Annotated in this window: 18 protein-coding genes; 9 read left to right on the top strand and 9 right to left on the bottom strand. The window is 73.1% G+C overall.

Features of this window, described 5'->3' with window-relative positions:
- Window positions 1-241: 241 nt before the first annotated feature.
- Entirely contained in the window at window positions 242-2,818 is a 2,577-nt protein-coding gene (locus AC0VYN_RS33470; RefSeq protein ID WP_475533993.1) for a helicase-associated domain-containing protein, read from the bottom strand.
- 145 nt (window positions 2,819-2,963) lie between these two features.
- Between AC0VYN_RS33470 and AC0VYN_RS33465 the strand changes: the two genes are divergently transcribed.
- Window positions 2,964-3,992, top strand: a complete 1,029-nt coding sequence (locus tag AC0VYN_RS33465) for a hypothetical protein (protein WP_475533992.1) — start codon at window positions 2,964-2,966, stop codon at window positions 3,990-3,992.
- Window positions 3,993-4,234: 242 nt separating this feature from the next.
- On the top strand, window positions 4,235-4,891 hold the full coding sequence (locus tag AC0VYN_RS33460) for an HAD family hydrolase (RefSeq protein ID WP_475533991.1): 657 nt from the start codon (window positions 4,235-4,237) through the stop codon (window positions 4,889-4,891).
- On the opposite strand, the gene AC0VYN_RS33455 is transcribed toward AC0VYN_RS33460, so the two are convergent.
- Window positions 4,852-5,118 carry a hypothetical protein gene (locus AC0VYN_RS33455; protein ID WP_475533990.1) on the bottom strand — a complete coding sequence of 89 codons (267 nt, stop codon included), beginning with the start codon at window positions 5,116-5,118 and terminating at the stop codon, window positions 4,852-4,854. The two genes, AC0VYN_RS33460 and AC0VYN_RS33455, sit on opposite strands and share 40 nt — an antisense overlap.
- A gap of 208 nt (window positions 5,119-5,326) precedes the next feature.
- On the opposite strand from AC0VYN_RS33455, the gene AC0VYN_RS33450 reads away from it, so the two are divergent.
- The 3 genes from AC0VYN_RS33450 (at window position 5,327) to AC0VYN_RS33440 (ending at window position 7,899) form a co-directional block, all read left to right on the top strand.
- On the top strand, window positions 5,327-7,027 hold the full coding sequence (locus AC0VYN_RS33450; RefSeq protein ID WP_475533989.1) for a recombinase family protein: 1,701 nt from the start codon (window positions 5,327-5,329) through the stop codon (window positions 7,025-7,027).
- Entirely contained in the window at window positions 7,000-7,356 is a 357-nt protein-coding gene (locus AC0VYN_RS33445; RefSeq protein ID WP_475533988.1) for a recombinase family protein, read from the top strand. The genes AC0VYN_RS33450 and AC0VYN_RS33445 overlap by 28 nt, the downstream gene beginning before the upstream one ends.
- A 159-nt stretch (window positions 7,357-7,515) precedes the next feature.
- Entirely contained in the window at window positions 7,516-7,899 is a 384-nt protein-coding gene (locus AC0VYN_RS33440) for a cold-shock protein (RefSeq protein ID WP_385458302.1), read from the top strand.
- 19 nt (window positions 7,900-7,918) lie between these two features.
- Here the strand turns inward: AC0VYN_RS33440 and AC0VYN_RS33435 are convergent, their stop codons facing one another.
- Genes AC0VYN_RS33435 through AC0VYN_RS33420 form a run of 4 tightly spaced genes read right to left on the bottom strand, consistent with a single transcriptional unit; the run spans window position 7,919 to window position 11,429 of the window.
- A complete protein-coding gene (locus tag AC0VYN_RS33435) occupies window positions 7,919-8,767 on the bottom strand; it encodes a 1,4-dihydroxy-6-naphthoate synthase (protein ID WP_385458301.1) in 849 nt (282 codons plus the stop codon).
- Entirely contained in the window at window positions 8,757-9,464 is a 708-nt protein-coding gene (locus AC0VYN_RS33430) for a futalosine hydrolase (RefSeq protein WP_451627610.1), read from the bottom strand. The genes AC0VYN_RS33435 and AC0VYN_RS33430 overlap by 11 nt, the downstream gene beginning before the upstream one ends.
- Window positions 9,465-9,475: 11 nt before the next feature.
- On the bottom strand, window positions 9,476-9,988 hold the full coding sequence (locus AC0VYN_RS33425; protein WP_475533987.1) for a DUF2771 domain-containing protein: 513 nt from the start codon (window positions 9,986-9,988) through the stop codon (window positions 9,476-9,478).
- A 58-nt stretch (window positions 9,989-10,046) separates the two neighbouring features.
- Window positions 10,047-11,429 (bottom strand): MFS transporter, encoded by a 1,383-nt coding sequence (locus AC0VYN_RS33420; protein ID WP_385458298.1) that lies wholly within the window; start codon window positions 11,427-11,429, stop codon window positions 10,047-10,049.
- A 399-nt stretch (window positions 11,430-11,828) separates the two neighbouring features.
- Between AC0VYN_RS33420 and AC0VYN_RS33415 the strand changes: the two genes are divergently transcribed.
- Together AC0VYN_RS33415 and AC0VYN_RS33410 are read left to right on the top strand one after the other, a co-directional pair.
- A complete protein-coding gene (locus AC0VYN_RS33415) occupies window positions 11,829-12,755 on the top strand; it encodes a DUF3027 domain-containing protein (protein ID WP_475533986.1) in 927 nt (308 codons plus the stop codon).
- A gap of 447 nt (window positions 12,756-13,202) precedes the next feature.
- Complete coding sequence (locus AC0VYN_RS33410; protein ID WP_475533985.1) at window positions 13,203-16,415, top strand: sacsin N-terminal ATP-binding-like domain-containing protein; 3,213 nt, start codon at window positions 13,203-13,205, stop codon at window positions 16,413-16,415.
- A 122-nt stretch (window positions 16,416-16,537) separates the two neighbouring features.
- On the opposite strand, the gene AC0VYN_RS33405 is transcribed toward AC0VYN_RS33410, so the two are convergent.
- Together AC0VYN_RS33405 and AC0VYN_RS33400 are read right to left on the bottom strand one after the other, a co-directional pair.
- The gene (locus AC0VYN_RS33405) at window positions 16,538-18,940 is read right to left on the bottom strand and encodes an HAD-IC family P-type ATPase (protein WP_475533984.1); all 2,403 of its coding nucleotides are present in this window, start codon (window positions 18,938-18,940) and stop codon (window positions 16,538-16,540) included.
- Window positions 18,941-19,039: 99 nt separating this feature from the next.
- Entirely contained in the window at window positions 19,040-19,309 is a 270-nt protein-coding gene (locus AC0VYN_RS33400; protein ID WP_475533983.1) for a DUF2530 domain-containing protein, read from the bottom strand.
- A 201-nt stretch (window positions 19,310-19,510) separates the two neighbouring features.
- On the opposite strand from AC0VYN_RS33400, the gene AC0VYN_RS33395 reads away from it, so the two are divergent.
- On the top strand, window positions 19,511-20,968 hold the full coding sequence (locus AC0VYN_RS33395) for an NCS2 family permease (protein WP_475533982.1): 1,458 nt from the start codon (window positions 19,511-19,513) through the stop codon (window positions 20,966-20,968).
- 10 nt (window positions 20,969-20,978) lie between these two features.
- Here the strand turns inward: AC0VYN_RS33395 and AC0VYN_RS33390 are convergent, their stop codons facing one another.
- Complete coding sequence (locus tag AC0VYN_RS33390; RefSeq protein WP_362101560.1) at window positions 20,979-21,161, bottom strand: ribbon-helix-helix protein, CopG family; 183 nt, start codon at window positions 21,159-21,161, stop codon at window positions 20,979-20,981.
- A 161-nt stretch (window positions 21,162-21,322) separates the two neighbouring features.
- Between AC0VYN_RS33390 and AC0VYN_RS33385 the strand changes: the two genes are divergently transcribed.
- Window positions 21,323-21,760: a MarR family winged helix-turn-helix transcriptional regulator gene (locus AC0VYN_RS33385; protein ID WP_351014225.1), complete on the top strand. Its 438-nt coding sequence runs from the start codon at window positions 21,323-21,325 to the stop codon at window positions 21,758-21,760.
- Window positions 21,761-21,776: the final 16 nt, after the last annotated feature.

The following is a 21,776-nucleotide window of genomic DNA, read 5'->3' as shown; positions in this document are numbered from 1 at the left end:
GCGGTGGCCTCGGCGGCCTCGGCGGTGACGACATGACGCGCGGCACGCATCCGGAGGGTTCCTTTCGGTTCGGCACCAGGACACCCGGTGGCTGCCCCCGTCCCGGCAGGCCGATGCGGGACACGGGGAAAGCTCCCCCGCGCGTGCGAAAAGTCCGGCGTGGCGTGCATGAACCGTCCCGTACGCCCGAAAGTGCGCACCGCGGCGGCACCAGGTGTGCGCGGCCGCGGGGCGGAAGACCTCAGGTCGGGTCGTCGGCGAGCTCCGCCACGCCCGTGATCCGGTGCAGCGGATACGTGCGCACCTCGTCCGCCGTGTGGTCGTACGCCGTCACGAATCCGCCCTCGACCCGGATCGGGGCGATGACGCGCTGACTGGCCGCGCCCTCGGCGTTCACGTAGCCGATCCACAGGGCCTCGCCCGTCATCACGGCCGCCTGCACGGTGGCCAGGGTCTCGGCCGCGCCCGTGCGGGGCAGCTCGCCGTCCGCGGCCGGCGAGCCCCCGCCGGTGGCCGGGCCCGGCTTGCGCGGGGCGGTGGACGCCAGGTCACCCGCCCGGACGGCGCGGATCGCGGCCGCCAGCAGGGTGTCGTCGGGCACCGGCGGACCGTCCGGGACCGGCTCGGGTGCCGCCCGCGGCGGCGTCCGGTGGGCGTCGGCACGGGCGATCAGCACGTCGCCCCCGGCGGACTCGGCGGCCGGCGCGAACCCCATCGCGCGCAGCCCCTCCAGCAGCGCGCCCGGGCCGGTCTGCGCGGCCAGCACGGTGGGGGCGAGGCGGCGCAGGCCGAGGCCGGCGGCCCGCTTGTCGGCCAGGATCTCGTCCAGCGTCGCGTCGTCGTCGCACCGCACGTACGCCGAGGCGGCCCCTACCCGCAGCTGCCCGTGCCGCCGGGCCACGTCGTCGATCAGGTACGTGAGCGGCTGCGGCACCGGCGTTCGGGAGTGCCGGGCGAGGAAGGCGTGCAGGTCGGCGGCGGTCCGGCCGGCGTCCAGCGCACGGCGCACCGAGCCCGGCGTGAACCGGTAGACGGTCGCCCCGCCCCTGGACTCCACGTCCGCGAGCACCCCCAGCATGTCCGCGAGCGGACGCTCCAGCGGCCCCGGCGCCACCGCCGTCAGGTCGGCCTGCAGCAGCACGTGGTCCAGCGGCTCGGGCAGCAGCGGCGCCAGCAGCCGGGCGGCCCGCTCGGTGGCGGCCGCCCGCTCGGCGGGGCTCGGCGACGGGAGCGCGGCGGGCGTGCGGTGGTGGTGGACCGGGAGCTTGGCGCCGGGTCCGTCGGAGTCCTCCGGCGCGTCCGCCGCGCGGGGCGGTTCCGGCGCCCCGATCAGCGCCCGCCCCGGCGCCGCCAGCGCACCGCGCCCGGTGACGCCCAGCAACTCCGCCTCGGACAGCGTCCACCGGGCGAGGCGGGTGCGCAGGTCGTCCTCCTGGCCGTCCCGCCCGTCCCGCCGCGGCCCCCGCAGCGGACGCTCCCAGCGGAGCCTGGCCAGCACCGACTCCGCGCCCGGCGCGGACCCCTCCGGCAGCCCGGCCAGCAGGGCCAGCACCCGGTGCCGCACCTCGGGCGCGGCCGACCGGTCCAGGTTCGGGCCGAGCGCCGAGAGCGTACGGTCCTTGGCGTCCCGCCCGCCGACCAGTCCCGGCGTCCGGGTGGCCGTCAGCCACGCCTCGGCGAGCCGCGCCCAGCGCTCGGCGGGGGGCAGTTCGCGCCAGTCGTCGTACGCCGGGGTCGCCGCGTACCGCTCGTCCGCCTCCCCGTCGGAGGCCAGCAGCCCGGCCGCGTAGGCCAGCTCGGCCCAGAACGCGGCGACCGGTTCGGGCACGTCCAGCGCGACGGCCGTCCGCTTCAGGTCGCGCACGCTCAGCCCGCCGGCCCGCAGCACCGCCGGGCCACCCTCGTGCCAGTCCTTCAGCAACTCCTCGACGGTGGCCAGCGCCGCGAGGGCCTGGCCGGCCGCGGTGGCGTCCACCACCTGTGGACGGTGCGCGGCGGCGGCCTCCACCGGCGGCGGCACCGGTTCGACCGCGCGGTGCGCCCGGCCGGCGCGCAGGTGCAGGGCGGCCTCGCGGGGCAGGACGACGGTGCCGGGCGCGGTCGGCAGCAGCAGACCGCGGTCCAGCAGCCGGCGCAGGTGGGGCGCCGGGTCGTGGGTGACCTGGCCGTAGGGCGGGCCCCAGACCAGGCGGTCCAGCACCTCGAGGGAGCCCGCGGGCAGCTCGGCCAGCAGGTCCGCCATCCGCTCCCGGTCGGTGAACAGGTCGCCGAGCGCGGCCAGGGCGGTGACGGAGTCGTGGGTCGAGGGCAGGCCGACGGTGGTCAGGATCTCCTGGACGCGGCCGGGCGACATCCCCGCCGCGGCCTCCCGCACGGTGGGCCCGAGACCGGTCGGGGACGGATGCTGCGGGGAGGGCGCGAGCAGCTCCCGGGCCGTGCGCACCAGCCGCAGCCGGTCGTCGCCGCCCCACACCAGCGCCTGTTCGCGCAGGAGGGCGACGGCCCGCGGCAGGGCACCGGCGACGGCCGGGTCCCCGTCGTCACCGGCCATGAGACCGAGCAGCTCGCCGTACGTCGCCGGGTCCGCCGCCACGGCCAGCGCCTCCGCCGTCTGCAGCGTGAACCGGTCCAGCCGCTCCAGCGCCCGCACCACCGAGGCCCGGGTGCCGGCCCGGGTGGCGAGCTGGGTGAGGTCCGTGGGCACGGGAGTGATGAGGTCGGGCCGGCTGCGCAGGAGGGCCGCCAGCGAGACGTCGTCCCGCGCGCGGAGCGCTTCCGCGAGGGACCGGGGGGCCGCGGACTTCTCCTCGGTGCTCATCCGGCCAACGTTAGCGGGTGGGCACGACGGCGGGGCGGCTCGTGCGCGGTGCGGTCCGGTCCGCGGGGCGTCAGCCGCATCCGGGAACTTTCGGTACCTTCGTCCGACGGGACGTCACCACTCACCCGTCCCGGAGGGGTTGTTCGTGGGGATCGAGAGCGACCAGGTCGTCTACGAGTATCTGAGCCGCGTCGGCGACGTGGCCCAGCAACGGCAGCTGCCGTCGGCCACCCGCATGCGGCTGGTGTCCGAGCTGCGCAACGAGATCGACCGGCACCGGGCGAAGACCACGGTCGACAGCCCGGCCGCCGTCCGCCGGATCCTGGACCGGCTCGGCAGCCCCGACGACGTCGTCGACGCGGCGGGCGGCACCGGCGGGTCCGGCGGGTCCGGAGGGGCGGTCCGGGAGCCGTCCGCCGCCGTGCCCGTGCAGCGGGACGGCGAGCCGGAGAGCCGTCGGAAGCGCAAGGGCCCGCGGCGCGCCGTACCGCGGCCTCGCCCCGCCGAGGCCGCGCCCGAGCCCGCCGCCTCCCCACCGCATCTGGCGAGCGCGCGGGAGCTGGGGGACAGCACCGTGCAGCCGGACTGGTGGCGGGTGGACGACGGGCCCTTCGGGGGCGGCGGCGACAGCGTGCCGGGGTTCGTCGGCGGCGTGGAGATCCCGGACCTGCTCAGGCCCCCGCCCGGGGAGCCGGGCGAGAAGGACGGCAAGGGCGGCGCCGGGCGGAAGGCACCGGCGGAGGACGAGGCGGCGGAGGCGGTGGACCCGCCCGCCGGGAAGCCGGGCCGGTCCCGCCCCGCGCGCGCCGCGCGCCGCCGCCTGTGGCCCCAGGGCGGCTGGAACAACCCGCTCCTGCTGCTCGCCGCCGCCCTGCTGCTCGCCGGCGCCGTGCTCGGCAGTCTCGTCCCGCTCGGCCTGGGCTGGCTGATCGCCTACCTCTCCCGGCGGCTGACCCCGGTCCAGGCGAAGTGGGCGGTGCTGGGGCTGCCGGGCACGGTGCTGGCGGCGGGTGTGGTGTGGCTCTGGGGCCGGACGGAGGGGCGCTGGGGCGAACCGATCGCCGAGGGACACATGAACGACGCGGTCGCCGAGACGTGGCCGTGGGTGCTGCGGTGTGCGGCCGTCGCCACGGCGCTGTACCTCCTCTGGCGCGCGCGCCGGTCCCGGGCCTGAGCGGGGCCCGCCCCGGGCGGGTTCCTGAGGGAAGGCGCCCGGCACCGGGCCGGGCCGGCGGTCGGGTGCGCGGCCCGGCGTTACGGGGTGCCGCTGCGCCCACCCCCCCCCCCACTCTCGGCTTCGCTCGAGCGGGGGGGGGGGGGACCCCCATCGCCCCAGCGGCACGACTGCCCGCAGCTAGGCGGCGGCGGGGCTGTGCCCGCGGCCGGGCGGGGCGGGCGGCCCGGCACAATGGCGGTATGGCCTCCGCGATCCACCCCGTGCCCGCGCCCACCGTCGGGTTCGACCTCGACATGACGCTGATCGACTCCCGTCCCGGCATCCGCGCCTGCTATCTGGCGTTGTCGGAGCGGACGGGTACGTACGTCGACGCCGACCTGGCCGTCACCCGGCTCGGGCCGCCGCTCGTGGAGGAGCTGGCGCACTGGTTCCCCGCCGAGGAGGTCGAGGCCACCGCCGCCCTGTACCGGGAGATGTACCCGGCGTACGCCGTCACCGCCACGACCGCGCTGCCCGGCGCCCGTGAGGCGATCGAGGCGGTGCGGGCGGCCGGCGGACGGGCGATCGTCGTCACCGCCAAGTACGAACCCAACGCCAAGCTGCACCTGGAGCACCTCGGCATGGCGCCGGACGCGGTGATCGGCGACCTGTGGGCCGAGCAGAAGGCCGTGGCGCTGCGCGAGCACGCCGCCGACGTGTACGTCGGCGACCACGTCGGCGACGTCCGCGGCGCCCGCACGGCCGGCGCCCTCTCCGTCGCCGTGGCAAGCGGACCGTGCGACGCCGAGGAACTGCGCGCCGCGGGCGCCGACGTCGTCCTCGCCGCCCTGACGGACTTCCCCGCGTGGCTCGCGGGCTACCGCGGCGCCGACGGGCTCGGCACGGCGCGCGCCTGACGCCGCCCCGCCGCGATCGACCGGAGCACGCCCGCGCCGGCGACCAGGAAGCCCACCCCCATGAGCATGCTCAGGCCGAACATGTAGGTCGGGAAGGGCGTCGTCCCCAGCAGCAGCGGGGCCACCGTGACCAGTGTGGCCACGGCGCCGACGAAGAAGACGATCACACCGGCGCGGATCAGCCGGTCACCGGGCTCCGCGGAATTCGTTCGGGTTTTGTCACGCACCCGACCAGGGTAGTTCCCTGCCCGAGGAACGACCGGGAGACGTCTTGTCACCGGCGTGAAGACCATCAGCCTGGGTACCGGCGGGTCCTCGACCCGCCCGAGTGCCATCAAGAGCACTTTTCCGACGAGTACGAGGACGAGGACAGACGTGCCTACCGGCAAGGTCGAGCCGGTTACCTAGGCACACAGGCTCCGCTAGCCTCCCCTCATGCAACCCAGCCTGCGCTACCTCGCCTGCCTCCGCCTGTCTGCCGACTCGGACGGCTCGACGTCCATCGAGTGGCAGCGTGGCGTGATCCGACACCACGTCAGCTCTCCGCACCTGTCCGGCGTCCTGGTGGGGGAGGCAGAGGACACGGACGTCTCAGGCTCGATGAGCCCCTTCAAGCGTCCCAAGCTCGGACGCTGGCTCACGGACAGAGCCGATGAGTTCGACGTGATCATTGCAGCCAAGATGGACAGGCTTACGCGTCGCTCGATGCACTTCAATGAACTCTTGGAGTGGGCGCAGGAAAACGGGAAGTTCATCGTCTGCGTGGAAGAGGGGTTCGACCTCTCGACTCCTCAGGGAAAGATGATGGCTCGCATGACAGCCGTGTTCGCTGAGGCTGAGTGGGACACAATCCAGGCACGCATCCTCAACGGCGTACAGAACCGCCTGGAGAACCGTTCATGGCTCACGGGTGCTCCGCCTACCGGCTACCGCATCAAAGCCGTAGAGGGAGGCAAGAGGAAGGTTCTGGAGATTGACCAGGACTTCCACCCCTACGTGACAGAGATCTTCTCCCGCATCGGAGAGGGACAGTCCACACACCGAATCGCACGTGACTTCAACAGCCGTGGCGTACTCACGTGGTCGGATCACCTCAGGAAATCGAAGGGGGAGGACACAAAGGGAACTCAGTGGCAATCGACCATCATCAATAAATTCATCCGCTCTCCCTGGATCCCCGGTATCTACACGTACAAAGGTGAGGCTGTCTTGGACAACGAGGGGGAACCGGTAATTCTCCCTGAAAAGCCTTTGGCTTCAATTCAGCAGTGGGAATACCTGGTGGACCAAATCAAACCCGCCCCCAAGGCAGAGAATAAGGAAAGGCGTACGGGAGCAAGGAGCTTGCTTGCTGGCATTGCTCGCTGCGGGGAATGCGGTGCTCCTTTCTCTTCTCTTCTGAATTCCGGCCATAAGAGGAAAGACGGTACGAGGGTTCCCGGACACAGGTATTACCGCTGCACCAACAAGTTCAAGGGAGGGGCGTGCACGAGTGGCCCCTACGTCCGTGCGGACATCCTTGACGAGTGGGTTGACCAGGCAATCCGTGACTCTATCGGCCAGTGGGACATGTACGAGCGAGCCGGTACCGGCCCCTCTCAGGCAAGGGAACTCCAGTCAGCAAGGGCGCGCCTGGAAAAGCTGGAAGCTGACTTCCTGGCAGGCGACTACGACGGAGAGGGACAGGAAGAGTCGTACAAGCGCATGCACAAGGGTCTGTCGGCAAAGGTCGCTCTCCTTGCTAAGCAGGAGGAGCAGCGAGCGAATCCCGTACTGCGGGCGACGGGTAAGAAATACGGGGAAGTCTGGGGAGCCAAAGACCAGGAAGACCGCAGGGAATTCTTGAGGAAGTACCAAGTAAAGCTCTGGGCTTGGAGTGACGCTATTCCAGACGCGGGTACGGGGATGGTTATGGATATGGGCGATATCCAGACCATGGCGCAGGAACTCGACCTGAGCAAGGAAGACGGAATGGACAGGCTTCTGGTCGGTCGCAATGTACCGGCACAATGGACTGACCCCGAACTGCGGGAATCCGCTGAGGATGATGTACCTGCATTCCTGAAGGAACTGAGGGAGACACTCTCCGTGTCTGGAAGCTTGACCGGTTGGGCCGCTCAACTAAGGACGTACTGACGATCGCTGAGGATCTGCACTCCCGTGGAATCGCGCTCCGCGTCCTTACTGGAACTCTCGCCGGTAACTACTCGCCCAAGGGAGAGGGAAAATTCTTCTTCACCATGATGGTTGCCTCTGCCGAGCTTGAGCGAGACATGATCGTAGAGCGCACCCGCGCTGGTCTCGACGCTGCCAAGGCTCAGGGGCGTACCGGTGGACGTCCTACCGTCATCACTGAGGACGTGCTCACGGTGGCCAAGGCTCGTAAGGCCAAGGGGGAGAGCAGCACTGCCATTGCCAAGGCTCCTGGAGTCTCCCGCGCGACTCTCTACCGGCACATCGGGTAGCCCCTCACGCTTCCTGCACCACTTTGAGCCTCTGCCTTCACTGGTAGGGGCTCAGTCTCGTTTTAAGGCGTGTTCGGCTGGAGAGACCCCCGGTAGGCTGTCTCAACGGCAGATCAAGGGTGTCCGGCCAGTCCGGGAGCGATCGAGGGAGTGTGTGCTTTGCCGACTGGCAAGGTCAAGTGGTTCAACAGTGAGAAAGGCTTCGGCTTTCTCTCCCGTGACGACGGCGGTGACGTCTTCGTCCATTCCTCGGTCCTCCCCGCCGGAGTCGAGGCCCTGAAGCCGGGCCAGCGCGTGGAGTTCGGCGTCGTCGCCGGCCAGCGCGGCGACCAGGCCCTGTCCCTGACCCTGCTGGAGCCGGCCCCGTCGGTCGCCGCCGCGCAGCGCAGGAAGCCGGACGAACTGGCCTCCATCGTGCAGGACCTGACGACCCTCCTCGAGAACATCACGCCGATGCTGGAGAAGGGCCGTTACCCCGAGAAGGCCTCCGGAAAGAAAATCGCGGGCCTGCTCCGCGCGGTCGCCGACCAGCTCGACGTATAGCCGTACCGGCCGGCCCTTTTCAGGGGAATTCCAACGCGTCCGGGCCGAGGGCCGGCACCAGTCCCTCGGCCGCCGCGCGGGTCAGCAGCCCGCGCACGGCCGCGTAGCCGGCCTCGCCCAGGCCGGCGGTGAATTCGTTGACGTACAGCCCGATGTGCTGGTCGGCGACGGCCGGGTCCATCTCCTGGGCGTGCTCCATCACGTACGGGCGGGACGCCTCGGGGTCGTCCCACGCCGCGCGCACGGACGCGCGGACGGAGTCGGCGAGCCGCGTCAGCGCCTCGGCGCCCAGCGACCGCTTGGCGATGATCGCGCCGAGCGGGATCGGCAGCCCGGTGGTGTGCTCCCAGTGCTCGCCCATGTCGGCGAGCTTGTGCAGCCCGTAGTTCTGGTACGTGAAGCGCGCCTCGTGGATCACGAGGCCCGCGTCGACCTTCCCGTCCCGCACGGCCGGCATGATCTCGTGGAAGGGCATGACGACGATCTCGCCGACCCCGCCGGGCACGGTGTCCGCCGCCCACAGCCGGAACAGCAGGTACGCCGTCGACTTCTCGCTCGGCACGGCGACGGTACGGCCCCGCAGGTCGGTTCCCGCCTCCCGGGTCAGCACGAGCGGCCCGCAGCCCCGGCCCAGCGCTCCGCCGCAGGGCAGCAGGGCGTACTCGCCGAGGACGTACGGCAGCACCGCGTACGACACCTTCAGCACGTCGAACTCGCCGCGCTCGGCCATGCCGTTGGTGATGTCGATGTCGGCGAACGTCACGTCGAGGGCGGGCGCGCCGGGGACGCGGCCGTGGGCCAGGGCGTCGAAGACGAAGGTGTCGTTCGGGCAGGGGGAGTACGCGATGCGCAAGGTGTCACTGCTCATGGGGGTTCCAACTTCCGAGGACGGGTGCGAGCTTCCCGAAGGCGTCCGTCAGGGCCGCGAGCGCGTCGCCGATGCGCCACGCGGCGCGGTCGCGCGGGCCGACCGGGTTGGAGACCGCGCGCAGTTCCAGCACGGGCACCCCGTGCGCGGCGGCGGCCTCGGCGACGCCGAAGCCCTCCATGGCCTCGGCGAGGGCGCGGGGGTGGCGGGCGCGCAGCAGGGCGGCGCGTTCGGCGGTCCCGGTGACGGTGGATCCGGTCAGGACGGTGCCGGGGCGGGCCCCGGTCGCGGCGGCCACCCGGCCGACGAGCCCGGCGGGCGGGCGGTGGGTGACGGCGCCGAAGCCGAGGTCGGTCACCGGCAGGAAGCCGTCGGCGGTCTCGGCGCCCAGGTCGGCGGCGGTGATCTCGTCGGCGACGACGAGGGAGCCGACGGGCGCGCCGGGCGCGAAGCCGCCGCCGATGCCGGCCGAGACGACGAGGCCGTACGGGGCGCCGTCCAGGGCCGCCGCGGTCAGGGCGGCGGCGGTGGAGGCGGCGGCGAGGGCGGGGCCGACACCGGCCGCCAGCAGGTCAGGCCCCTCCGGGAGCCGGTGGAGGACCGTACCGGGCCGGGGCGTCTCCACCGCCGGCCCGGGGAACGCCCGAGCCACCGCGTCCCGTTCGGCAGGGACCGCGGTGGCCACGAGGACGCGCACGGAGGACGTGGTCAGTCGTCCTTCTTCAGCTTGAAGACCCACACGCCGGTGATCTTCTGGCTGCCGTCCTTGCCGTCGCGGGCCGCGACGGCGACGTTCGTCGAGTTGCCCTGGGCGCCGTACTGGGCGTTGAAGAAGACGCTGCCGGGGATGGTGCGGTAGGTCTTCTTGCTGTCCTCGACCAGCTGCTGCCCGTTCATCAGGATCGTCCAGTGGTCGTCGGCGATCTCCGGGTCGACACCGAAGCGGACGGTCTCGTCCTGGTCGACGCTGATGGACTTGGCGTCCGGGTCCTTCAGGCACTTGTTGATCTCGTCGTCGGAGAGGGCCTTGTCCTCTCCTCCGCAGGTGGCCTCGGAGCTGACCGAGTCACTGCCGACCGTGATCGTGGAGATGGCGGTCGGCTCGTCACAGGCGGACAGCAGGAGCAGTCCGGCGGATACGGCACCGGCGGCGGCGACGGCACGGCGGCGTCGCACAACGCGGTGTCCGATGGCGGCTGCGCCGCGGGGCAACGTGGTCATGGACGAAGGCTATATTGCGGCTCCGGCGGTCCCCCCACCTGGGTACGGCGTGGCGTGGTCACGCCACCCTGGCCCGCGCGGTGCCGCCGTGCCGGGCCGAACCGATCAACCCCCGTACGGTGGTCAGCCATCCGGCGGCGACGATCGCGGCGGCCACCGACAGGCCCAGCGTGCCGTTCAGCGGCATCGCGATGCCCACCGCCCCGCCGAGCACCCAGGCGACCTGGAGCAGCGTCTCGGAGCGGGCGAACGCCGACGTGCGGACCTGCTCGGGCACGTCCCGCTGGATCAGCGCGTCCAGGGACAGCTTGGCCAGCGCCTGGGCGAAACCGGCCACCGCGGCCAGGCACGCCACCAGCACCGCGCCGAAGAACACCGCGGCCGTCACCGCCGCGCCCAGCACGATCGCGACGACCGTCACGATGATGATCTCCGGTGCCCGGGACCGCAGCCACGCCCCGACCGCCGTGCCCAGCGCGTTGCCCGCCCCGGCCGCGACGCCGACGATCCCGAGCGACACCGCCGCGCTCTGTCCCGTCATCGGATGGACGCGCAGCAGGAACGCCAGGAAGAAGATCAGGAAGCCGGTCAGGCAGCGGATGGCGGCGTTGGCGGCCAGTGCGTGGGTGACCGCCGGGCCCACCGTGCGCAGCCCGGGGCGCTTGCCGCGGCGCGGCCCGTGCAGGTGCCGCTCGTCCGCGGCGAGCAGGGCCCGGTCCTCTCCGCGCGCCGAGTCCACCTTCCGCGGCAGGGTGAAGGACAGGAAGGTCCCCGCGACGAAGATCACGAACGCGCCGTACAGCGGCCAGCGCGGTCCCAGGTGCTGGAGTCCCGCCGCGATCGGCGCGGCCACGCCGGTGGCGAGCAGCCCGCACAGCGTCACCCGGGAGTTGGCCTTCACCAGGGAGAACCGGGGTGGCAGCAGCCGGGGCACCACCGCGCTTCTGACCACGCCGTACGCCTTGGAGGCGACCAGCACGCAGAGCGCCGCCGGGTACATCTCGATGCTGCCGGTGATCACCGCTCCGGACAGCACCAGCGCGAGCAGCGCGCGGGCGCCCATCGCCGTCGCCATGGCCGCGCGCCGGCCGTGCGGGACGCGGTCCAGGAGCGGGCCGATGACGGGGGCGAGGAGGGTGAACGGGGCCATGGTGATGGCGAGGTAGAGCGCGACCCGGCCCCGCGCCTCGTCCGTCGGCACGGAGAAGAACACGGTGGAGGCGAGGGCCACGGTGATCATGACGTCGCCCGCGCCGTTCACCCCGTGCAGCTCGATCAGCTTGCCGAGGCCGGACTCGCCGGCGCCGTGCGCGTGCGTCGCCCGGCGGATGCCGCGCACCGTCCCGGTCACCGGCCGGCGCAGGGCACGGCCGACCGCGCGGAGCCAGCCGGGACCTCGTCCCCGGCTTCCGCCCTTGAACTCCGTCCGTGCGGCTGCCACCCCGTCATAGTGCCCCGTGAGCCCGGGGTCTAGCGCCGTTACGGCACGCATGGCGCTGATCGGGTCGGGTGACGCACCCGGTCCGGGACCGGGTGCGGCGCCGTTCCGGCACCGGGTTCGCCGTCGCCCGCACGGGGGCGGGAGCGCGCCGGAGCGGGATCGCGCCCCGGTCGAAACTCCCGTCGGTGTAGGCCCAGCGCACGTGAGCAGGTAGCGTGCCTAGCGCGCCGTGGCGACGTTCTCGGCCGCGCGCCTTACGTGCATACCGCAGAATGGATGACGTAGGTGTGCCCGAGCGCGATCGGGCGCGGACGTCGACGCGGTCCACAGGTCCGCTCCGTCCGCCCCTCGCAGGCAGCGGCGCACTCGTGAGACGGCGTATGGAGAGAAGCGATACCTGTGAGCGCAGCGACAACGCGAAGCCGCACCCCTGACCGCCTGTGCGCCGAGGCCGTCGACCTCGCCCGCGCCGCAGCCGAGGAGGCCGCCGCCCCCGGCGTCGTCGGCGAGCACGAGGGGCTCGTGTCCGAGGGTGACCGGGTCGTCACCCACTACTTCGCCGCCAAGGAGCTCGGCTACCGCGGCTGGCGCTGGGCCGTCACCGTGGCCCGCGCCTCCCGGGCGAAGATCGTGACCGTGGACGAGGCGGTGCTGCTGCCCGGCCCGGACGCCCTCCTCGCCCCCGAGTGGGTGCCGTGGAGCGAGCGGCTGCGACCCGGCGACATGGGCCCCGGCGACCTGCTGCCCACCGACGCGGAGGACCTGCGGCTGGAGCAGGGCTGGACCGGCGAGGACGAGCCGCCGCCCAACTCGGTGGTCTCCCACGAGATGGCCGACCTGGTCGAGGCGGAGGACGCCGAGGTCACGGCCGGGCCCCCCGCGGAGCTGACGACCATCCCGGCCCGCGGCACGATCGCGGCCGTCGCCGAGGAACTGGGCCTGCGCCGGGCGCGGGTGCTCTCCCGCTACGGCCTGCACGTCGCCGCCGACCGGTGGGAGGACGCCTTCGGGCCCAAGACCGCGATGGCCCAGGCCGCGCCCGCCTCCTGCGCCTCCTGCGGCTTCCTCGCCCGCATCGGCGGCTCGCTGGGCCAGGCCTTCGGCGTGTGCGCCAACGAGTTCTCCCCGGCGGACGGCCGGGTCGTGTCCCTGGCCTACGGCTGCGGCGGCCACTCCGAGGCCGCGGTGATGCCGAAGACCCCGCAGCCGGCTCCGCCGGTGATCGACGAGACGCGGATCGACCCGTTCCCGCTGCGCCCCGCGCCGGACTCCGGCTCGGTGCCGGTGACCGGGGACGAGGCGTCGGCGGACCTCGGGCACTCCTAGGACTAGGGGGTGTCTGACAAATGCCCGCGGCGTCGCGACGCCCGGTACGCACGCTCGCCGCGTTGCCGAACCGCCCACGTGGCTCCGCCACGAGGGCGCTCCGGCGCCTTGCGATCGCACGCACCGGACGCCGCTCCTTCTCCCGCGCTCATGTGGCAGACGCCCCCTAGCACCGCCGTCGCGCCGGGTGCGTGCGCGGCGCGGGCCACCGTCCTCGTAGTCCTCGCACACAGGTCGGACCGGTTGATCGTGCCCGGAATCGGGTGAGGGCGCCGTCCCTCACCGGGCGGCGGACGCCGGAGGGGTTGGAAGGCGGCGACCGCCGGTACTCGGTCGCCGGGCGTCGGGACCGGGTGGGACGGTACCGGTGGTCCGGCCGCTGAACGTCCGGCCGGAGGGCGGGCGTGCTCGCGGTACCTTCGTGGTCCGTCGAAGAGGAGAGTGACCGTGAGCATGTTCGTGCGGCCCGCCGAAGAGGGTGCGGACCCCTTCGCTACGGCACGCCTGCGGCGCGGGGTGCTGGACGCCTGGGCGACGAGCCCCGCCCGGTTCCGTGAGGACGCCAACGCCGAGGAGGACCTCGTCCTCGGCGGCTACCGAGACCGGCTGGTCGTCGAGCTCGCCCAGAACGCCGCCGACGCCGCCGCCCGCGCGGGCGTGCCCGGCCGGCTGCGGCTGACCCTGCGCGACGGCGTCCTCGTCGCCGCCAACACCGGCGCCCCGCTGGACGCGGCCGGCGCCGAGTCGCTGTCCACGCTGCGCGCCTCCGCCAAGCGGGAGGGCGGGGAGGGCGCGGTCGGCCGGTTCGGGGTCGGCTTCGCCGCCGTCCTCGCCGTCACCGACGAACCCGCCGTCGTCGGCCGGCACGGCGGCGTGCGCTGGTCCCTGGCCGAGGCGCGGGGACTGGCCGCCGACACCGCGCGGCACAGCCCCGGCCTGGGCGACGAGATCCGGCGCCGCGACGGTCACGTGCCGCTGCTGCGGCTGCCGTTCCCCGCCGAGGGCAGCGCCCCCGACCCGTACGACACGGCCGTCATCCTGCCGCTGCGCGACGCCGCCGCCGCCGACCTCGCCGAACGGCTCCTGCACGCCGTGGACGACGCGCTGCTCCTCGCCCTGCCGGGCCTGGAGGAGGTCGTGATCGAGGCCGGGGACGACGTCCGCACGCTGCGCCGCGGTGCCGACGGCGCCCTCACGGTCGTGGAGGACTCCCGGGAGGGCGTCACCCGCTGGCGCACGGCCGCCGCGCACGGTCCGCTCACGCCCGACCTGCTCGCCGACCGGCCGGTCGAGGAGCGCCTGCGCCCCCACTGGTCCGTGACGTGGGCCGTCCCCGTGGACGCCGACGGCGCACCCGCCCGCCCCCGCACCAGCCCCGTCGTGCACGCCCCCACCCCCAGCGACGAACCCCTCGGTGTGCCCGCCCTGCTCATCGCGTCCTTCCCGCTGGACTCGACCCGCCGGCACGCGGCGCCCGGACCGCTGACCGACTTCCTGACGCAGCGGGCGGCGGACGCCTACGCCGCCCTCCTCGCCGGCTGGCGCCCGGTCACCGCCGGCATCCTCGACCTGGTGCCCGGCCCGCTGGGCAAGGGCGAACTGGACGGCGCCCTGCGCCAGGCGATCCTCGGCCGGCTGCCGCGCACCTCCTTCCTGCCGCCCGCCGCCGGACCGCACGCCGGGAACACCGGCGACCTGTCCGCGCCCCTCCACCTCGGTGACGCCGAAGCGCTGCCCGCCCCGGCGCCCGGTGACCCGGCGCACGACGGCGGCCTCGGTGATCTCGCCGAGTCCCTGCGCCCCCGCGACGCCGAGGTGGTCGAGGGCGCGGGCGCGGAGACGGTGCGCGTGCTCGCCGAGGTGCTGCCCACCCTGCTGCCCGGCGGCCTGGAGCGCCGGCCGGAGCTGCGCACGCTGGGCGTGGCCCGGGTGCCGCTGACCGACGCGGTCGACCGGCTGGCCGGACTGGAGAAGGACCCCGCCTGGTGGCGGCGGCTCTACGACAGCCTCGCCGGGGTCGACCCGGAGCGGCTGTCCGGGCTGCCGGTGCCACTGGCCGACGGGCGGACCACCATCGGCCCCCGCCAGGTGCTGCTGCCCTCCCCGGACGCCGCCTCCGTCGACCCCGGGGTCCTCACCCGCCTCGGCCTCAAGGTCGCCCACCCGGACGCCGCCCACCCGCTCCTGGAGAAGCTCGGCGCCCTCCCCGCCACCCCGCGGGCCGTACTGACCACCCCGCAGGTCCGGGCCGCCGTCGCCGCCTCCCTGGACGACGAGGGCGGCATGAACTGGGAGGACGACGTCCTCGACGCCGAGGAACTCGCCGACACGGTGCTCGGCCTGGTCCGCGACGCCGCCCTCGACCCCGGCGACGAGCCGTGGCTCGGCGCGCTCGCGCTGCCCGACGAGGACGGCGAACTCTCCCCGGCCGGTGAACTCGTCTTCCCCGGCGGCCCCTTCGCCCAGGTCATGCGCGAGGACGAACTCGCCGCCGTGGACGCGGAACTGGCCCGGAAGTGGGGCCCGGAGCCGCTCGCCGCCTGCGGCGTCCTCGTCACCTTCGCCCTCGTCCGCGCCACCGACGTCGTCCTCGACCCGGACGAACTGGAGCCCCGCGAGGGAGACTTCGCCGAGCCCGACGACGCGGGTCTGCTGGACGCCGTGGACGTGTGGAGCGAGGACGTCCTCGACCGCTTCCCGGACAGCCCCGTCCCGCCGGTCGCCACCGAGATCGTCGCCGTGCGCGACCTGGACCTGGTGGACGACGACCAGTGGCCCCGGGCCCTCGCCCTGCTGTCGCGGCCGCCGCTGCGGGACGCCCTGGTCGAGCCGGTGCGCGTCCTGCTGCCCGACGGCACCCACGAGGTCGTCCGGCCGTACACCGCGTGGTGGCTGCGCGGGCACCCGGTGCTCGGCGGCCGGCGCCCGGCCGGACTGCGCGCGGCCGGCGGCGACCCCCTCCTGCGGGGGCTGTACGACGAGGCGGACGCGACCGGCTTCGAGGACGAGCAGGTGCTGCGGGCGCTGGGTGTGCGCACCTCGGTGGCCGCCCTGCTCGACGAGCCCGGTGGCGCGGCCGAGCTGCTGGACCGCCTCGCCGACCCCGGCCGCCCGGTCACGGCGGCCCAGCTGCACGCCCTGTACGGGGCGCTGGCCGGGCTGGACCCGGAGCAGGTCACCCTGCCGGACGACCTGCGCGCCGTCCGCGACGGCCGCGTCGAGGTGGTCGACGCCGCCGACGCCGTCGTGGTCGACTCGCCCGACCTGCTGCCCTTCACGTCGGGCGTGCCCCTGCTGCCGGTACGGCCGGTGCTGGCCGCCGAGCTGGCGGAGCTGTTCCAGGTGCGGCGGCTGAGCGAGTCCGTCACCGGCGAGGTGCACTCCGAGGGCACCGAGCACGACGTGCCGGAGCCGGTGCGGATGCTGCTCGGGGCGCGGACCCCGGCGTCGTACGTGGAGCACGAGGAGCTCGTGGTCGACGGCGTGGAGATCGACTGGCGCCTCACGCCCGCCGGCGTGCTGCACGCCGCGACCCTGGAGGGCGTCGCCGCCGGCCTCGCCTGGGCGGCCGGCCAGTGGCCCCGCCGCTTCGAGGTCGCGGCCCTGCTGGAGGACCCGTCCCGCACGGAGGAGCTGGCCCGGGACCGCTGGTTCGACTGACCCGCGGTGCCGTGTGACGGGCGACGGGACCGCGCCCCGCAAGGGGCGCGGGGAACGGCGCGCCCGGCCACGACGGTGCCGCGGTGAACGACGGACCGGCCGCCCCCGGCACGGACGCGCCGTCACCCGGGGACACGCCGGTCCACCCACCTCCACACCACTTCCAGCAGGCCCGCTCCGACGACCGCCACGCCGACGGCGGTCCACGGCATCGTCACGCCCACCAGCTTCAGCGCGAAGAAGTCCTGCAGCCACGGCACCACCAGCACCACCAGGAAGGCCAGCCCCATCGCCGCGACCAGCAGCACCCGCCACCAGGTGTAGGGCCGCGCGACGATCGCCAGCACCCACATCGAGACCAGGAACAGCGTCAGCGTCGCCGCGCTGGTCTCCGCGTCCAGCGACCCCGGCCCGCTGTAGTGGTGCCGGGCGACGAGGTACGTCACGAAGGTCGCCGCCCCGGCCACCACCCCGCCCGGGACGGCGTACCGCATCACCCGCCGTACGAAGTGCGGCCTGGCCCGCTCCGTGTTCGGGGCGAGGGCCAGGAAGAAGGCCGGGACGCCGATGGTGAGGGTGGACAGCAGGGTCAGGTGCCGGGGCAGGAACGGGTACTCGACGCGTGAGCACACCACCAGCACCGCCAGCAGCACCGAGTAGACCGTCTTCACCAGGAACAGGGTGGCGACCCGCGTGACGTTGCCGATGACCCGGCGGCCCTCGGCGACCACCGAGGGCAGGGTGGCGAAGCTGTTGTTCAGCAGCACGATCTGCGCGACCGCCCGGGTGGCCTCCGAGCCCGAGCCCATCGCCACGCCGATGTCGGCGTCCTTCAGGGCCAGGACGTCGTTCACCCCGTCGCCGGTCATCGCGACCGTGTGCCCGCGCGACTGGAGGGCGCCCACCATGTCCCGCTTCCGCTGCGGGGTGACCCGGCCGAACACCGTGCCCGCGTCGAGCTCGCCGGCCATGGCCTCCCGGTCTGCGGGCAGCCGGCGCGCGTCGACGGCGCTGCCGGACAGCCCGACCTTGGCGGCCACCGCGCCGACGGAGACGGCGTTGTCCCCGGAGATGACCTTGGCCCGCACGTCCTGGTCGGCGAAGTAGCGCAGGGTGTCGGCGGCGTCCGGCCGCAGCCGCTGCTCCAGCACGACCAGCGCGGTCGGCACGGCGCCCTCGGCCGGTTCGGCGTCCTCGAGGTCCCGGGTGGCGCGGGCGAGCAGCAGCACCCGCATGCCCTGCTCGTTGAGCCGCCCGGTCTCGGCGAGGGCGGGGTCGTCCTCGGTCAGCAGCACGTCGGGTGCCCCCAGCAGCCAGGTGCCGGAGGCGCCGTCGGCCGCCTCGAAGGTGGCGCCGGCGTACTTGCGGGCGGAGGAGAAGGGCAGGGAGTCGGTGCACCGCCAGCCCTCGGCGGACCCGGTGGCCGCGGAGGCGTCGATGATCGCCTGGAGGGAGGCGTTCGGTCGCGGGTCGGACGCGCCGAGGGCGCCGAGCACCGTACGGACGTACTCCTCGTCGGCGCCGCCGAGCACGCGCACCTCGGTGACGTCCATGCCGCCCTCGGTGAGTGTGCCGGTCTTGTCCAGGCAGACCGTGTCGACGCGGGCGAGGCCCTCGATGGCGGGCAGCTCCTGGACGAGGCACTGCTTGCGGCCGAGCCGGACGACGCCGATCGCGAAGGCCACGGAGGTGAGCAGCACCAGCCCCTCCGGGACCATGGGCACGATGCCGCCGACGGTCCGCGCGACGGAGTCCTTGAAGGCGTCGTCCTTGGTGAGCAGCTGGCTGATGATCAGGCCGATCGCGGTCGGGACCATCATCCACGTGATGTATTTCAGGATCGTGGAGATGCCGGAGCGCAGCTCGGACTGGACGAGGGTGAAGCGGGACGCCTCCTCGGCGAGCTGTGCGGCGTAGGCCTCGCGCCCCACCCTGGTCGCCCGGAAGGCACCCCCGCCCGCGACCACGAAGCTGCCGGACAGGACCTGGTCCCCGGGCCGTTTGACGACCGGGTCGGCCTCGCCGGTCAGCAGCGACTCGTCGATCTCCAGTCCGTCGGCCTCGACGCACACCCCGTCGACCACGGCCTTGTCCCCGGGGCCGATCTCGATGACGTCGTCCAGCACGATCAGCGAGGTGCTGATCGAGGTGGTCCGCCCGTCCCGGCGCACGTCCGGTCTGACCTCGCCGATCAGCGCCAGGGAGTCGAGGGTCTTCTTCGCCCGCCACTCCTGGACGATGCCGATGCCGGTGTTGGCGAGGATCACGAAGCCGAACAGGCTGTCCTGGATCGGCGCCACGATCAGCATGATCACCCACAGGACGCCGATGATCGCGTTGAAGCGGGTGAGGACGTTGGCGCGGACGATCTCGCCGAGTGAGCGGCTGCTGCGCACCGGTACGTCGTTGACCTGCCCGCGCGCGACCCGCTCGGCGACCTCGGCGGCGGTCAGCCCCGTCTCCGGCGAGGACAGGGGAGCGGGGCGCGCGGGATCGAGTGCGGCGCCCGCGTCGATATGCGTCATGCATTCGACGGTACGTGCGGTTTTGGGGCTTCACCCGCTGGATGGGTGGAAGATCCGACCTGGGTACGAGAAGCCCGGCCGCCGCGTGCTGCCGTGGTACTACGGGGTGGGCCGGGCCGCGCGGGCCGCGGTGTCCCGCTTGATCGCGGCGTCGCGCCGGCGGACGTACCAGATGCCGATCAGGCCGAGCCCGCCGCCCGCCAGGCAGGTCCACACCCACCAGGTGTGCCCGTGGTCGTCGAACCAGCCGTAGAACGGCAGCTGGGCCAGGAAGAGGACGAACCAGAGGATGGTGCCGCCGGTGATGGTCGCGACCACGGGGCCCTCAAGGGGCTCCGGCGCCTCATGCGTAGGTGTCCACTTCGCCATGCGTACAGCTTACGAGGATGCCGGCGCGCCCTCGCGGGGCGGCGGCCGGTCGGCCGGGCGGGTGCCGCCGCACGGGTCTACGCGCGGAGATAGCGATCTCGGGCTCATACGTTCATACTGAATCCGTTTGTCTCTGACCGCTTTCATTCGTAGGAAACGCCAACAAGGCCGTGGGGGAACCTGTTGGTGATGAGGTCTCGCATGTCCGCCTCGGCCGCCGCCAAGGTCCCCCCGTCCCCCGAGTCGCCCGAAGACCGGCGACCCCCGCAGCACGCCCTCGACCGCTACTTCCGGATCTCCGAGCGCGGCAGCACGCTGTCCCGCGAGATCCGCGGCGGTCTGGCCACCTTCTTCGCGATGGCCTACATCATCGTGCTGAACCCGATCATCCTGGGCAGCGCGAAGGACATGTACGGGCACCAGCTCGACAACGGCCAGCTGGTGACCGCGACCGCCCTGACGGCGGCGTTCACCACGCTCCTCATGGGCGTCATCGGCAACGTCCCGATCGCGCTCGCCGCCGGTCTCGGCGTGAACTCGGTCGTCGCCCTCCAGCTCGCCCCGCGGATGTCCTGGCCGGACGCCATGGGCATGGTGGTGCTGGCCGGTTTCGTCGTCATGCTGCTGGTCGCCACCGGTCTGCGCGAGCGCGTGATGAACGCCGTGCCGTTCGGTCTGCGCAAGGCCATCGCGATCGGTATCGGCCTGTTCATCATGCTCATCGGCCTCGTCGACTCCGGGTTCGTCACCCGGATGCCGGACGCCGCCCAGACCACCGTCCCGCTCCAGCTGGGCACGGGCGGTCACCTGCTCGGCTGGCCCGTCCTGGTCTTCGTCCTCGGCGTGCTGCTCACGCTGGCGCTGATCGTCCGCAGGACCCCCGGCGCCATCCTGATCTCCATCGTCGTGATGACCGTCATCGCGATGATCATCAACGCCGTCGCGGACATCCCGTCCTGGGGCCTGACCACCCCGGAGTGGCCCGGCAACCCGGTCTCCACGCCCGACTTCGGCCTGGTCGGCCAGGTCAGCCTGTTCGGCGGGTTCGGGAAGGTCGGCGTCCTGACCGGCGTCCTGTTCGTCTTCACCGTCCTGCTGTCCTGCTTCTTCGACGCCATGGGCACGATCATGGCCGTCAGTGACGAGGCCAAGCTGACCGACGGCGAGGGCCAGATGCCGGGCATCAGCAAGGTCCTGTTCGTGGACGGTGTCGCGGTCGCCGCGGGCGGTGCCGCCTCGGCGTCGGCCACGACCTGCTTCGTGGAGTCCACGGCCGGCGTCGGCGAGGGCGCCCGGACCGGTTTCGCCAACATCGTCAGCGGCGGGCTGTTCGCCGTGGCCCTGTTCCTCACGCCGGTCGCCACGATGGTCCCGTCGCAGGCGGCCACCCCGGCGCTGGTCGCGGTCGGCTTCCTGATCCTGGCCGGCTCGGTCAAGGAGATCGACTGGGCCGACTTCACGATCGCCGTCCCGGCCTTCGTGACGATGCTGATGATGCCGTTCACGTACTCGATCACCAACGGCATCGGCATGGGCTTCATCACCTTCACGGTGCTGCGCCTGGCGGTCGGCCGCGGCCGGGACGTGCCGGTGGCGATGTACGCGGTGTCGGCGGTCTTCGCCTTCTACTACCTGATGCCGGCCCTGGGCCTGACCTGATCCCGCGGGGTCACGGCACCCCGTAGAACCGTTCCGTCTCCTCGACGGCGGACTGGAACCGCTCGTCGAAGTCATCCCGAATGAGCGTCCGGACGACATAGTCCTGGACGCTCATTCCTCTTTTCGCCGCGTGGTGCCGGAGCCGTTCGAGCAGCTCCCCGTCCATCCGCAGGCTGAGCACACTGGTCCCCATGCGCACGAGGGTCGCCCCCGCCCGCCGGGTGATGCCACGGTTTCCGGAAATAGCTCACTCGTACGGGTGACCCTCGGGTTTCAGTGGCGGGGGTGGGGTCACGGGCAGCCGGCGGGGTGAGCGTTGGTATTTCGCGAACCTAATGAGTTAGGCTAAGGAACATGCCGGACCTCAAGCATGGCGACGATGCCGCCGCCGTGAACTCCCTGCGCTCCGCCGTGATGCGGCTCTCCCGTCGGCTCAAGCACCAGCGGGTCGACGAGTCGCTCAGCCCCACCGAGATGTCGGTGCTCGGCACCCTGTCCAACTGCGGCAGCGCGACCCCGGGCGAGCTCGCCCGCAAGGAACACGTCCAGCCGCCGTCGATGACCCGCATCGTGGCGCTCCTGGAGGCCAAGGGGCTGGTCCGGCTGGAGCCGCACCCCGAGGACCGGCGCCAGAAGGTCGTGACGCAGACCGAGCAGGCCGTGGTGATGCTCGAGGAGAGCCGCCGCAAGCGCAACGCGTTCCTGGCCGCGCTGGTCGAGGGGCTCGACGAGGACGAGTGGGCGAAGCTGCGCGCAGCGGCCCCCGTGCTGGAGAAGCTCGCACACCTGTAGAAAGCGATCGCGAGGA

This window comes from Streptomyces sp. 63XJN7_1_ISO-PGPR-S23-121 (assembly GCF_056173025.1).
Note: the sequence above shows the minus strand (reverse complement) of the source record. Positions and strands in the feature narration are given on the sequence as shown.